Annotated in this window: 14 protein-coding genes; 13 read left to right on the forward strand and 1 reads right to left on the reverse strand. The window is 63.6% G+C overall.

Going from position 1 to position 13,211, the window contains the following annotated elements; all coding sequences use genetic code 11:
- Positions 1 to 183 precede the first annotated feature (183 nt).
- From YY7_RS0110475 to dhaK, 12 genes are all read left to right on the forward strand, one after another.
- Positions 184 to 1,542, forward strand: a complete 1,359-nt coding sequence (locus YY7_RS0110475; RefSeq protein WP_035689766.1) for an ABC transporter substrate-binding protein — start codon at positions 184 to 186, stop codon at positions 1,540 to 1,542.
- Between the two features lie 76 nt (positions 1,543 to 1,618).
- A complete protein-coding gene (locus YY7_RS0110480; RefSeq protein ID WP_155255114.1) occupies positions 1,619 to 2,593 on the forward strand; it encodes a carbohydrate ABC transporter permease in 975 nt (324 codons plus the stop codon).
- Entirely contained in the window at positions 2,590 to 3,552 is a 963-nt protein-coding gene (locus tag YY7_RS0110485; protein ID WP_028163191.1) for a carbohydrate ABC transporter permease, read from the forward strand. The genes YY7_RS0110480 and YY7_RS0110485 overlap by 4 nt, the downstream gene beginning before the upstream one ends.
- Positions 3,549 to 3,758 carry a hypothetical protein gene (locus tag YY7_RS0110490; RefSeq protein ID WP_028163192.1) on the forward strand — a complete coding sequence of 70 codons (210 nt, stop codon included), beginning with the start codon at positions 3,549 to 3,551 and terminating at the stop codon, positions 3,756 to 3,758. The genes YY7_RS0110485 and YY7_RS0110490 overlap by 4 nt, the downstream gene beginning before the upstream one ends.
- Before the next feature lie 4 nt (positions 3,759 to 3,762).
- Positions 3,763 to 4,860, forward strand: coding sequence for an ABC transporter ATP-binding protein (locus YY7_RS0110495; RefSeq protein ID WP_028163193.1), 1,098 nt, complete (start codon positions 3,763 to 3,765; stop codon positions 4,858 to 4,860).
- Entirely contained in the window at positions 4,853 to 5,878 is a 1,026-nt protein-coding gene (locus YY7_RS0110500) for an ABC transporter ATP-binding protein (RefSeq protein ID WP_028163194.1), read from the forward strand. Before YY7_RS0110495 ends, YY7_RS0110500 begins: the two co-directional genes overlap by 8 nt.
- Positions 5,879 to 5,899: 21 nt before the next feature.
- Entirely contained in the window at positions 5,900 to 6,523 is a 624-nt protein-coding gene (gene dhaL, locus YY7_RS0110505; RefSeq protein WP_028163195.1) for a dihydroxyacetone kinase subunit DhaL, read from the forward strand.
- Complete coding sequence (gene dhaM, locus YY7_RS0110510; RefSeq protein WP_028163196.1) at positions 6,520 to 6,912, forward strand: dihydroxyacetone kinase phosphoryl donor subunit DhaM; 393 nt, start codon at positions 6,520 to 6,522, stop codon at positions 6,910 to 6,912. Before dhaL ends, dhaM begins: the two co-directional genes overlap by 4 nt.
- 31 nt (positions 6,913 to 6,943) lie before the next feature.
- Positions 6,944 to 7,246, forward strand: coding sequence for an HPr family phosphocarrier protein (locus YY7_RS0110515; protein WP_063623372.1), 303 nt, complete (start codon positions 6,944 to 6,946; stop codon positions 7,244 to 7,246).
- Positions 7,233 to 8,867, forward strand: coding sequence for a phosphoenolpyruvate--protein phosphotransferase (ptsP, locus tag YY7_RS0110520; RefSeq protein WP_245287245.1), 1,635 nt, complete (start codon positions 7,233 to 7,235; stop codon positions 8,865 to 8,867). The genes YY7_RS0110515 and ptsP overlap by 14 nt, the downstream gene beginning before the upstream one ends.
- A complete protein-coding gene (locus tag YY7_RS0110525; RefSeq protein WP_028163199.1) occupies positions 8,860 to 9,282 on the forward strand; it encodes a hypothetical protein in 423 nt (140 codons plus the stop codon). Before ptsP ends, YY7_RS0110525 begins: the two co-directional genes overlap by 8 nt.
- A gap of 36 nt (positions 9,283 to 9,318) precedes the next feature.
- On the forward strand, positions 9,319 to 10,302 hold the full coding sequence (gene dhaK / locus YY7_RS0110530) for a dihydroxyacetone kinase subunit DhaK (RefSeq protein ID WP_028163200.1): 984 nt from the start codon (positions 9,319 to 9,321) through the stop codon (positions 10,300 to 10,302).
- Positions 10,303 to 10,470: 168 nt separating this feature from the next.
- Here the strand turns inward: dhaK and YY7_RS0110535 are convergent, their stop codons facing one another.
- Positions 10,471 to 11,919 (reverse strand): helix-turn-helix domain-containing protein, encoded by a 1,449-nt coding sequence (locus tag YY7_RS0110535; RefSeq protein WP_028163201.1) that lies wholly within the window; start codon positions 11,917 to 11,919, stop codon positions 10,471 to 10,473.
- Positions 11,920 to 12,186: 267 nt separating this feature from the next.
- On the opposite strand from YY7_RS0110535, the gene YY7_RS0110540 reads away from it, so the two are divergent.
- Positions 12,187 to 13,211 (forward strand): acyl-CoA carboxylase subunit beta (locus YY7_RS0110540; RefSeq protein WP_028163202.1); only part of this gene is annotated, 1,025 nt, incomplete at its 3' end.

Below are 13,211 nucleotides of genomic sequence, written 5' to 3' on the forward strand. Positions count from 1 at the left end.
AAAACTAAACATCGTGCATCGAGCCGATGTGTAGGAGGAGCCCAAGCCATTCCGGAGCCGTCTCCGGCAGCGGTCCGTCTCGTCCTTCACTCATCGCTCCTCAAACTCGGTTTCAAGGTCTCGGCGTCGCTCCGGCGGGGCGCGTTGAGCGGGTTGGATGCTTCAACGAGAGAGGAAACGGATATGCGGACATTCAATCGGCTGAAAAGCTCAGTGGCCACCACGGTTCTCGGGGCGGCGCTGCTGGGGATATTTGGCGGAGGCGAAGCTGCGGCTCAGGGCAAGCAGCTCACGCTGTGTTGGGCGGCGTGGGATCCGGCCAACGCGCTGGTCGAGCTGGGCAAGGATTTCACCAAGCAATCCGGCATCGAGATGAAATACGAGTTCGTCCCCTGGACGAGCTATGCGGATCGCTTCCTCAACGAGCTCAATTCCCACGGCAAACTCTGCGACCTGATCATCGGCGATAGCCAGTGGATCGGCGGAGCCGCCGAGAACAAGTGGTACGTCAAGCTCAACGAGTTCTTCGACAAAGAGCACATCTCGATGGACGATTTCGTCCCGGCGACGGTCGTGGGTTATTCGCAGTGGCCGAAGAATTCGGCGAACTACTGGGCGCTGCCGGCGATGGCTGATGCCGTGGGCTGGACCTACCGCAAGGACTGGTTCTCGCGACCGGACATCCAGTCGGCGTTCAAGGCCAAGTACGGCCGCGATCTGGCGCCGCCGAAAACCTATGACGAGTTGAAGCAGATCGCGGAGTTCTTCCAGGGCCGCGAGATCGACGGCAAGAAGGTCTATGGCGCCTACATCTTCACCGAGCGCGGTTCCGAAGGCATCACGATGGGCGTGACCAACGTGCTCTACAACTACGGCTTCAGCTACGACAATCCGAAGAAGCCGTACCAGATGCAGGGCATCGTCAATTCGGCCGATGCCGCCAAGGGGCTCGAATTCTACAAGGAGCTCTACAAGTGCTGTACCGCGCCCGGCATGACGAACGCCTACATGCAGGAAGGGCTCGATGCCTTCAAGTCGGGCCAGGTGGCGATGCAGATGAACTGGTTCGCCTTCTTCCCCGGCCTCTACAAGGATCCGAATGTCGGCGGCGACAAGATCGGCTTCTTCGTCAATCCGGCCGGCCCGAAGGGGCACTTCACCCAACTCGGCGGACAGGGCATCTCGGTGGTTGCGACTTCCGACCGCAAGGACGACGCGCTCGCCTATATCAAGTGGTTCGCGCAGCCCGCCGTGCAGCAGAAATGGTGGCAGATCGGCGGCTACTCGGCGCTCAAGGCGGTGGTCGATGCGCCGGACTTCCCGAAGAGCGCGGCGTTCGCGCCGCAATTCCTGGAGTCGATGGGCATCGTCAAGGACTTCTGGGCCGAGCCGTCCTACGCCCAACTGCTGCTCGACATGCAGAAGCGGGTGCACGACTACGTCGTCGCCGACAAGGGCACGGCGCAGCAGGCGCTCGATCTCCTGGTCAAGGACTGGACGAAGGTGTTCAAGGAGCAGGGCAAGGAAGTCGCCTCGCGATAGCCTGAACTCCGCGATCCAACTGAACTGGCTTCCCCGAGGTCAGGTCAGCCTCGGGGAAGCCGAACCAGCCCAGCCGATGGACAAGATGACGACGATCCTGCAACCCGATCATGCTACGATCGCGGGAGTGAGCGAGCCCGCCAAATCCCGCGCCGCGCGCCGCGTCCACGGTCTGTCCGACCGGACCATTGCGTGGCTTTTCGTCGCGCCGACGATTGCGCTGCTGCTCGCGATCAACATCTTCCCGCTGGTCTGGATGATCCGGCTCTCCTTCACCAGCCTCAACCTCAGCATGTCCTATCTGCCGCTGCGGTTTGTTGGGCTCGACAATTTCAGCGACATCCTCAACGACGAGGACATCTGGTTCCGGCTCCAGACCACGGCGCAATTCGTGATCTGCTCGGTTGCCCTGCAGGTGGTGGTCGGCTTTGGGCTCGCGCTCCTGATCAACCGCCAATTCCGCGGCCACAGCTTCTGGACCACGATCATCCTGCTGCCGATGATGCTGTCCCCGGCAGTTGTCGGCAATTTCTGGACGCTGCTGCTGCAGCCGCAGATCGGACCGTTCAACTATCTGATCAGCTTGTTCACTGGCGTGCCGCCGAGCTCGTTCAGCATGACAGGGCAGGTCGCGCTGGCGCCATGGACCATCGTGCTCGTCGACACCTGGATGTGGGCGCCCTACGTGATGTTGATCTGTCTCGCCGGGCTACGCTCGATCCCCGATTATATCTATGAGGCGGCTGAGGTCGATCGTGCCTCGGCCTGGCGGCAGTTCTGGTCGATCACGTTGCCGATGACGGTGCCGTTCCTGATGCTGGCGGTGCTGTTTCGCGCGATCGAGAACTTCAAGATGTTCGACATGGTCAATCTCCTGACGTCGGGAGGACCGGGGTCGACCACCGAGCTCGTGTCCATCACGCTGAAGCGCGCGGCGTTCGAGAAGTGGCGCACCGGCTATTCCTCGGCGCTTGCCATTATCCTGTTCGTGACCGTGTTCGGTGCCGCCAACATCTACGTCAAAGCGCTCAACAAGGTGAAGCAACGATGACCGCTGCCGTCGCCAGATCCACCGCACACTCGATCGTCGATGCCTCGCCGCGCATCAAGGCATTCGCCGGTGCTCTCGTCATCCTCTATGCGTTGATCACGATCCTGCCGCTGCTCTGGATCGTCGCCACCGCTTTTAAGTCGCAAAGCGATGCCATCGCCTATCCGCCCAAGGTGATCTTCGAGCCGACGCTCGAAGGCTATGTCAACCTGTTCACGGTGCGCACCCGCCAGACACCGGATTTCATCGCCAAGTTGCCGCCGCCGGAGACCTGGTATGACAAGCTCGTCCGCAAGCATGACATGGTGATTGCCGGACCGTCCAAGGTCGTGCCGCGCTTCGTCAACTCGCTGATCATCGGCTTCGGTTCGACCTTCCTCGCCGTCTTCCTCGGCACGCTCGCAGCCTACGCTTTTTCGCGCTTCCGCATTCCGCTGGCCGACGATCTGCTGTTCTTCATCCTGTCGACGCGGATGATGCCGCCGGTCGCGGTTGCGATACCGATCTATTTGATGTACCGGCAGCTCAATCTGACCGACACCAGGCTCGGCATGATCCTGCTCTACACCGCCGTGAACGTCTCGCTTGCGGTCTGGCTGCTCAAGGGCTTCATCGACGAGATTCCGCGCGAGTATGAGGAGGCGGCCCTCGTCGACGGCTACACGCGACTGCAGGCGCTGCGCAAGGTGGTGTTGCCGCAGGCCGTCACCGGAATTGCGGCAACCGCGATCTTCTGCCTGATCTTCTCCTGGAACGAATACGCCTTCGCAGTTCTGCTGACCAGCGGCGAGGCGCAGACCATGCCGCCCTTCATTCCCTTCATCATCGGGGAGGGCGGGCAAGACTGGCCGGCGGTTGCCGCCGCGACCACGCTGTTCGTCGTCCCGATCGTCATGTTCACCGTGCTGTTGCGCAAGCATCTGTTGCGCGGCATCACCTTCGGAGCGATGCGCAAATGAGCGATTCTGCCGTTGCCAAGGGCGCCAAGGGGACATTGCATCGCTTCTTCGGCCGCGGGCGCTGGGAGGCCGTTGCGATGACCCTGATCGGGGGCGGCATCTTCATGCTGGTGCAACCCTTCTCGATAGATCTGTACAGCTATTCATTCGTGACGATCCTCGCCGGCACGGTCGGCTTCGTCATCGTCAGCCACTTTCCGGAATAAGGCCATGGCTCAGATCCGCATCGAATATCTTCGCAAGTCGTTCGATCAGTTCACGGCGGTGGAAGGCTCGACATTCACCATCGACGACGGCACCTTCTTCGCGTTGCTCGGCCCCTCCGGCTGCGGCAAGACCACCACGTTGCGCATGATTGCCGGCCTCGAGCTGCCGACCGAGGGCAAGATTCTGCTCGACGGGGAGGACGTCACGTTCCACCGTGCCGCCGCCCGCGACATCGCGTTCGTGTTCCAGCTGTTTGCGCTCTATCCGCACATGAATGTCGGGCAGAACATCGGCTTCCCGCTAAAGTGCCAGGGCATGGCGCGGCACGAGATTCGCGAGCGGGTGCAGGAGACCGCGCGGATGCTGCGGATCGAGCATCTGCTGTCGAGCAAGACGGCAAAGCTCTCGGGCGGCGACCGCCAGCGCGTCGCGCTCGGGCGAGCCATGGTGCGGCGCCCGAAGGCCTTCCTGATGGACGAGCCGCTGGGCGCGCTCGACGCCGAGTTTCGTCATCTGATGTGCGGCGAGCTGCGCGACCTGCATGATCGCATCAAGGCGACCACGGTCTATGTCACCCACGACCAGCTAGAGGCGATGTCGATGGCCGACCAGATCGCGATCATGAACAAGGGGCGCGTGGAACAGATCGGCACGCCGCAGGAGGTCTATGACCGGCCCGCCTGCATGTTCGTCGCGGACTTCATCGGCTCGCCGTCGATGAACTTCCTGCACTTCGAGGGCGGGCTGCGATCCGGTGACCGGGCGATCAATTTTCACGACACCAGGCTCGCGGTGCCCGAGATCCGCGAGGACCGCGCAAGCGCGGCGCTGGCGCTCGGGGTTCGTCCGGAGCATATCCGCTTCGCCGACGCCGGATCCGTTCGTGGCGAGGTGTTCGGCGCGGAATATCTCGGCACGACGCAGATCGTCACGATCGACACGGCGTATGGGCGGGTCGCGGCGCGGCTACCTTCGAGCGCCTCGGTGCGGATCGGCGAAACCGTCGGCCTCGAATTCAACTCCGATCGGCTCTCGCTGTTCGATGCCGGCAGCGGCCTTGCAATCAGGACCGCCAGGGAGGAGGGCATGCGCCATGGTTGACGTCAGCTTGCGCAATATCAGCAGGCGCTTCGGCGCGGTGGACGCGGTGCGCGACCTCTCGCTGACGGTGAACGACGGCGAATTCCTCGTCCTGCTCGGGCCGAGCGGCGCCGGCAAGACCACGACGCTGCGGTTGATCACCGGGCTCGAGAGCCCCGACGCCGGTTCGGTCATGATCGACGGGCGCGACGTGACGCATGATCCGCCGGGTGCACGGGACATCGCATTCGTGTTCCAGCAATATTCGCTGTATCCGCATTTTTCGGTCTATGACAATTTGGCGTTCCCGCTGCGCTCTCCGGCGCGGCGCGTGCCGGAGCCGCTGATCCGCAGGCGTGTCGAGCAGACGGCGGAGCTGCTGCATATCGCCAGCAAGCTGAACAATCGCGCCACCCGCCTGTCGGGAGGTGAGATGCAGCGGGTCGCCATCGGCCGCGCGCTTGTGCGCGATCCCTCGATCTATCTGATGGACGAGCCGCTGTCGTCGCTGGATGCAAAGCTTCGCGCCGAACTTCGGCTCGAGCTGAAGCGGATCCAGCTCGAGCTCGGCGCGACCATCCTGTATGTGACCCACGACCAGGTCGAAGCCATGACGATGGCATCAAGGATCGGCGTGATCAAGGACGGCCGGCTGCTTCAGCTCGGCACGCCGAGGGAGATCTACGAAAATCCATCCAGCAGCTACGTCGCTTCGCGGCTCGGGACGCCACAGATCAATTTCCTGCCCGCGCGGCTGCTGTCCGATGTGGCGATGCCGCCGGAAACGGAGACGGTCGGCATCCGCACCGAACACCTCCAGATCGCCACGCGCAACGGCGGACGGATGATCGGCCGGGTGCATCGCGTCGAGCACCTCGGCGAGCAGAATCACGTTCACCTGGACTATAAGGGCGAAACGCTGGTGACGCTGGCGGATCCGCATCAACCGCTGCGGGCCGGCCAGGAGGTTGAATTGCAACTGGTGCGTCCGCTGTATTTCGACGGTGCGGGACAGCGCATCGGCCCGATGGTTCATTAGAGGAGCGAAAGGTTCAGATCAATGTCGGTGCAACCCGAGACATTCAAGTCGCTGCTCAAGGCGGCCGCCGAGCAGGTCATCGATAGCGCGCCGGAGCTCACGAGTCTGGACCAGGCGATCGGCGACGGCGACCACGGAACCAACATGAAGCGCGGCTTCGAAGCGGTGCTCGGCAAGCTCGATGCCATCTCGGCGCAACCGCTCGACGAGGCGTTCAAGACGATCGGCAAGACCCTAGTCATGACGGTCGGCGGCGCTTCCGGCCCGCTCTATGGCAGCTTCTTTCTCGCCGCGGGCGAGGCGCTGTCGCACGACAAGCACCTGCCTGACGATCTCGCCGACGTGTTCGGCAGTGGCGTGAACGCGGTGAGCGCGCGCGGCCGCTCGCAGGCCGGCGAGAAGACGATGCTCGATGTGCTCATTCCGGTGCTGGAGACACTGAAAGCGGGCGCCGGCCAGCCCGATCTGATCGCGCGGGTGCGCACCACCGCGGCTGAAGCGGTCGAGCGCACGGTGCCGATGCAAGCAACGAAGGGTCGGGCGTCGTTCCTCGGCGCGCGCAGCGTCGGTCATGTCGATCCCGGGGCGCGATCGAGCTGCGTTCTGCTGCACGCGGTGTGCGCTGGCCTGGAGGCGCGGCAATGACCGACACCGTGGGGATCGTGATCGTATCGCATTCGCGGGACATCGCGAAGGGAACCGCAGACATGGTGCGGCAGATGGTCGGCAGCGAGGTCAAGGTCGCCTTCTGCGGCGGCAATCCCGACGGTGGTCTCGGCACCAGCGTGCCGCTGATCATCGACGCCATCAACGACGCCTGGTCGTCGAAAGGCGTTGCCGTGCTTGTCGACCTCGGCGGCGCCGAGACCAACAGCGAAATGGCAGTCGAGATGTTGGAGCCGGCGCGGCGTGATCTCGTTGTCGTGTGCAACGCGCCGATCGTCGAGGGCGCCGTCATGGCGGCGACGGAAGCTGCGGGCGGCAGCTCGCTGGCCCAGGTCAGGGCCGTGGCCGAGGAACTCTCTGCCGACTGAGGCGTCGGCGAAGCGATGATGGATGACGAGCATGCTTGATAAAGCGGACGAACAGATCTTCACCGGCAATGTGCGGCTAGTGCATGCGGTTGGCATGCACGCGCGCCCCGCGGTCAAGCTGACCAAGCTCGCCAAGAAGTTCGAGGCCCAGATCTCCGTGCGGGTCGCGGGCGCACCCGAATGGATCAATGCCAAGAGCGTGGCCAAGATCATGGCAATGCGCGCGGCACACGGCAGCACGATCGAGATCAAGGCTTCCGGCAGCGATGCCGAGGCCGCGGTCGCGGCGCTGGTTGATCTGATCGCAAGCGATTTCCCGGATGGAGCACCATAGCATGCAGGGCGGCGCTGCAGGGCTGGCGTATCGCGGCAGGACTGCCTCGATCGGCTTTGCCCATGGCCCGTTCGTCCGCGTCGACGCGGGAGCGGGCGGCGAGCGGGTGGCCGGTACGCTGGTCGAGGAGGCGCTGGCCTTGCGCAATGCGATCGACGTCGCGAGCGTGCAGATCGCCGACCTTGCCGCCAGCGCCGGCGGCGAAGCCGCGCAGATTCTCGAATTCCAGGTCGCGCTGCTCGAGGATGAGGAATTGCTCGAGGCGATCTTCGCGTCGATCGGCGAGGGACGTCCCGCCGATATCGCATGGCGTTCCACGCTCGACGCCCATATTGCCGAGTACAACTCCGCATCGGACGACTATCTGAAGGCGCGTTCCTCCGATCTTGCGGATTTGCGCGACCGCGTGATCCACATTCTGCGTGGCGACCAGGACCAGCCGCTGAAAATCCCGCGCGGAGGCGTGGTTTGCGCCGACGATCTGCCGCCATCGCGATTCCTTGAGATTAACTGGTCCGGCGGCGGTGGCTTGGCGCTGTTGCGCGGCAGCCCGACCAGCCATGTCGCGATGCTTGCGCGAGCGCGCGGCATCCCGATGGTGGTACAGCTCGGGGCCATTCCTGACACTGGCACCACGGCGCTGCTTGACGGCGAAGGCGCCACGCTGGAGCTGGATCCCAGTGCCGAGCAGGTCCGAATTTTCGAGAAGCGGCGCGACAGCCATCACAAGAGCAGGGCATCCGCGCGCGCGATCCTGCGGCGGCCGACAGCCTCCTGGCGCGGCGAGCGGATCAAGCTCTTCATCAACATCCAGCGCGTCGAGGATCTCGAGCATGCCGACGCGCAATATGCCGACGGCATCGGCCTGATGCGCACCGAGTTCCTGCTGACGGAGCGCGGTGGCCTGCCCGACGAGGAGACACAGTTTCAGGCTTACGATGCGGTGTTGCGATGGGCCGGCCAGCGCCCCGTCACCATCCGCACCTTCGATGCCGGCGGTGACAAGCCGGTGCCTGGCTTCACGCTGGACGGCGAAGCCAATCCGTTCCTCGGGGTGCGCGGCCTGCGCCTGTGCCTTGCCCGGCCTGAGATCTTTGCGGTTCAGCTCCGCGCGCTGGCGCGGGCCGCGGTGCGCGGCAATCTCAAGGTCATGTTCCCGATGGTCACGTCGGCGGACGAGCTCGAGGCGGGGCGGAAGCTGTTCGCAGATGTCGTGCAGCACTTGCAGGCGGATGGCATTGCCGCGATGCTGCCCGAGCTCGGTATCATGGTCGAGGTGCCGGCGGCGGCCCTGGCAATCGCGAGCTTCAAGACGTCCTTCGTCTCGATCGGCTCGAACGATCTCGCGCAATATGTCCTGGCCTGCGACCGTTCCAACGGAGCTCTCGTCCCCTTGATGGATCCGCTGCATCCGGCAGTGCTCGAACTGATCGCGCGAACCGCGGAGCATGGGCGGCGGGCCGCCATCAGCGTCAGCCTGTGCGGCGACATGGCGGGTGATCCGCGTTGTCTGCCCGCCCTGCTGAATTGCGGCCTGCGCGAGCTCTCCGTCAATGCATCGGCGCTGGCGCAGATCAAGCAGACCATCGACCGGCTGAGCAGCGGAGGCGGCCTTGGCTGATACGGCGGCCGATGACGCGCCAGAAGCCGGCGCGGTTGCGGTCTACAAGCGCATCTTCAAGGAGGTGCTGGAGAGCCGTCCATCGGGCATGCGGCTTCGGCTGGCCCATGCCATGGGGAAGAACCGCAGCTTCGTCAGCCAGATCAGCAATCCCGCCTATCCGGTGCCGATACCGGTGCAGCATCTCAATACGATCTTCGATGTGTGCCATTTCCCGCCGCAGGCGAAGACGGCCTTCCTTCGCGCCTATGCGCGCGCTCATCCGCGCCGCGTCGGCCGGTTGAGCGAAGGCCCGCACGAGCGGACACTGACGCTGCATCTGCCGGATCTCGGCAGCGCCAAGCGCAACGCCGAGCTTGACACGCTGCTCCAGGAGTTCACGCGGCGACTGATTGCCATCATGCGGGAAAAATAGGCGAGGAACGCCGGGCGGACGAATCGGGAGGACACAATGAAGAAGTTCATCAATTCTGTCGACAATATGCTCGCAGAGAGCCTCGACGGCTTTGCCGCCGCGCATGCCGACCTCGTCATGCTCGGCGCTGAGCGAAAATTCGTCCGTCGCCGCGAGCTGAATCCGAGGAAAGTTGCGCTGGTGTCGGGGGGCGGCAGCGGGCATGAGCCGCTGCATGCCGGCTTCGTCGGCTACGGCATGCTCGACGCCGCCTGTCCCGGGCAGGTGTTCACATCGCCGACGCCGGACCAGATCGTCGAGGCCGCCCAGGCGATCGCGGGCGACGCTGGCGTCCTCTTCATCGTCAAGAACTATGCCGGCGACCGCATGAACTTCGAGATGGCGGCGGAGATCGCCGAGGGCCGCACCGCCACCATCGTGACCGACGACGACGTCGCGGTCGAGAAGTCGACTTACAGTATCGGACGGCGCGGCGTCGCCGGCACGCTGATCGTCGAGAAGATCGTCGGCGCGGCGGCCGAGAAGGGCGCCGATCTTGCAACTTGTGTCGCGCTTGGCGAGCGCGTCAACGCACAGACGCGCTCAATGGGCGTTGCGCTGACCAGCTGCACCGTTCCGGCGGCAGGCACGCCGACCTTTGCACTTCGTGACGACGAGATGGAGATGGGGGTCGGCATTCACGGCGAGCCGGGACGCCGCCGCGTCAAGCTCGCGCAGGCCGATGCGATCGCCGCCGAGATGACCACCGCGATCGCCGATGATCTTGGCACGCGGGCCGGTACCGAGGCGCTGCTGCTCGTCAACGGCTTCGGCGGTACGCCGACGATCGAGCTCTATCTGATGTACAACGCGGTGCGCAGGATGCTCGAGGAGCGGGGCCTGCGCATCGCCCGTTCGCTGGTTGGCAGCTACGTCACATCGCTCGAAATGGCCGGGTGCTCGCTCACCGTGAGCCTGCTCGATGGCGAAACCACTGCGCTCTGGGATCATCCTGTGCGTACGGCCGCATTGAAATGGTGACCGCTGCGGTGTGAGCGGCCGCTGATTTTCAGGATGATGGTGGACCATGATTGCCCCAGAAGGATCGTGTGGCCGATTGTCGTTGCGAGTTCGGTCACGGCCGGCCGCGCCACGGCAAGAAAACGAAGAGTTGCTCGATCGCCGTCAGGTCGAGCGGACTTTGCGAAATCATTTGAGGGTGCTGGTGCGAGAAGTCTTGGCATCGATCTGATACGGAACGACGCCTCTTTCGACGGTACCCACGTCAAGTGGGTGGCCGATCGGCGGTAGTGCTCGGTGACGGCAGTCGCTTCGCTCGCAGGCTCTGCATCCCGGGCCGATGAAGTCGACCGCATCGAGATCGTCCAGGTTCAGCCCCTTTGCGTAAACCGTCTCGCCCGCATAGGTCACCTCACACCCAAGTCCGACGGCGACCGCGCGCGGTCGGTTCAGATATGAGCCCGCCGAAAGGCTGACGGTCCGAGCTACGCAAAGATACCTCGTTCCATCAGGCGTAGCAGCTAACTGGGCCAGGATGCGGCCAGGATGCGAGAACGACTGGTGTACGTTCCATACGGGGCAGGGACCTCCGAAGCGCGCGAACTGAAAGCGGGTGGCGCTGCTGCGCTTCAAGACGTTGCCGGCGATGTCGATTTTCAGGAAATAGAACGGAATTCCCGGCGAGTTTCTCCGTTGCAGCGTGCTCAAACGATGGCAGACCTGCTCGAAGCTCGTGCCAAAGCGTCGCTGGAGGCGTTCGATGTCATAGCGAACGTCGCGCGCTGTGGCGAGAAATGCTCCATATGGCATAACCAGGGCGCCGGCAAAGTAATTGGCGAGTGCGACGCGCGCGAGCGATGCAGCTTCCTCGTTGCTGAGACGTGCCTGTCTGATCTGACGTTCGATGCTGTCTCGCTGTTCGAGCAGGCCGATGACGTGAGCGATCCAGAACAGCCGGCTTTCCACCGGCGCATCTTTGGACATGAAAAGCGTTTTGGCGTTGCTATCCAGCCGCCAGATCATTCCCTTGCCAAGATCCACCGGGCCTTGGCCGATCCGAACCCCGTAGGCATCACGCAAATATCTGATGAAGTCCTCGCCGCGGTTCTCGGGCTGAAAGTCTCTTGCCTGCGAAAGCCGTTCCGCGGCGCGATCAAGCGCATCAAAATGGTTACGTTTTGATTGCACCCAATCGCGTACCTCGTCATAGGGAAAGCGGCTGGCCGCACCCACGTCGGTTTGGGCCACACGCGTTTGCAAGGAGCGATGTTCCTCTTCGAGCGCAAGATAACCGCGATAGAGATGCAAAAAGCGCTGCGCGATATCGGGCGCGACCCGGACGGCCGCGCTGGCCTCGTCAGGCAAAATGGGCGACCCGAACAGAGGGTCACTGGCGCTTTCACGAAGTTCGCTGGCGAGCCGCAAATCGTCGTCAGACGAAAAATAATTCGTCTCAATACCAAATTGCCGGCTGAGCCGCATGAGCAGCTCTCGCGTGATCGGCCGCTGATCACTCTCCATTTGACTCAAATAGCCCGCGGAAATGCTGAGAGCGTCTGCGAGCTCTGCTTGTGTCATGCTGCGTTGTTCGCGCAACCGCCGTAGCCGGTCGCCGGCGAAGATCTTGCGCTGTCTCACTTGGCAAACTTTACAACTGGCTCAGCGCTATCGGCAAAAATAAGCACTTTCTTCGGTCCCTCCGCGGCGATCTCCTTGCTAATCTTGCATACATTGACTGGGATGCAAAGCGCCCGGGGGCCGGTTTGGCAATCCATCGCGCTTGCCGGAGCAGCCAGGTGGTACCGGCGGACTATGTGCGAATGCTCGCGCGCCCTGCATCGGCTCCGTAAGGGATTCCTGTCCCGGCGCGACCAGGTCGGACCGGATTGTGAGGATGTGGCTATCATGACGATGTTGGTTGAACTGGAGGAAAGGCGCGCCGGCGCCAAGTTGGGCGGCGGCGTCAAGCGCATCGAGGCGCAGCATGCCCGCGGCAAGCTGACGGCGCGGGAGCGCATCGAGCTGCTGCTCGACAAGGGATCGTTCGAGGAATTCGACATGTTCGTCGAGCACCGCTCGACCGAATTCGGCATGGAGAAGACCAGGGTTCCCGGCGACGGTGTCGTCACCGGTTGGGGCACCGTCAACGGCCGCAAGACCTTCGTCTTCGCCAAGGATTTCACGGTGTTCGGCGGCTCGCTGTCCGAGACCCATGCGCTGAAGATCACGAAACTCCAGGACATGGCGATGAAGGCGCGGGCGCCGATCATCGGCCTCTATGACGCCGGCGGCGCCCGCATCCAGGAGGGCGTCGCCGCGCTCGCCGGCTATTCCTACGTGTTCCGCCGCAACGTCATCGCCTCCGGCGTGATCCCGCAGATCTCCGTCATCATGGGCCCCTGCGCCGGCGGCGACGTCTACTCGCCGGCGATGACCGATTTCATCTTCATGGTGAAGAACACCAGCTACATGTTCGTGACCGGTCCTGACGTGGTGAAGACCGTGACCAACGAGGTGGTCACCGCCGAGGAGCTCGGCGGCGCCTCGGTGCACGCGACGCGCTCCTCGATCGCCGACGGCGCGTTCGAGAACGACGTCGACGCGCTGTTGCAGATGCGCCGGCTGATCGACTTCCTGCCCTCGAACAACACCGACGGCGTGCCGGAGTGGCCGAGCTTCGACGACATCGGCCGGGTCGACATGTCCCTGGACACCCTGATCCCCGACAATCCGAACAAGCCCTACGACATGAAGGAATTGATCCTGAAGGTCGTGGACGAGGGCGACTTCTTCGAGATCTCCGAGACCTTCGCCAAGAACATCGTCACCGGTTTCGGCCGCATCGCCGGCCGCACCGTGGGCTTTGTCGCCAACCAGCCGATGGTGCTCGCCGGTGTGCTCGACAGCGATGCGTCACGCAAGGCCGCGCG

Source organism: Bradyrhizobium elkanii WSM2783 (assembly GCF_000472865.1).
Classification (GTDB): Bacteria; Pseudomonadota; Alphaproteobacteria; order Rhizobiales; family Xanthobacteraceae; genus Bradyrhizobium; species Bradyrhizobium elkanii_A.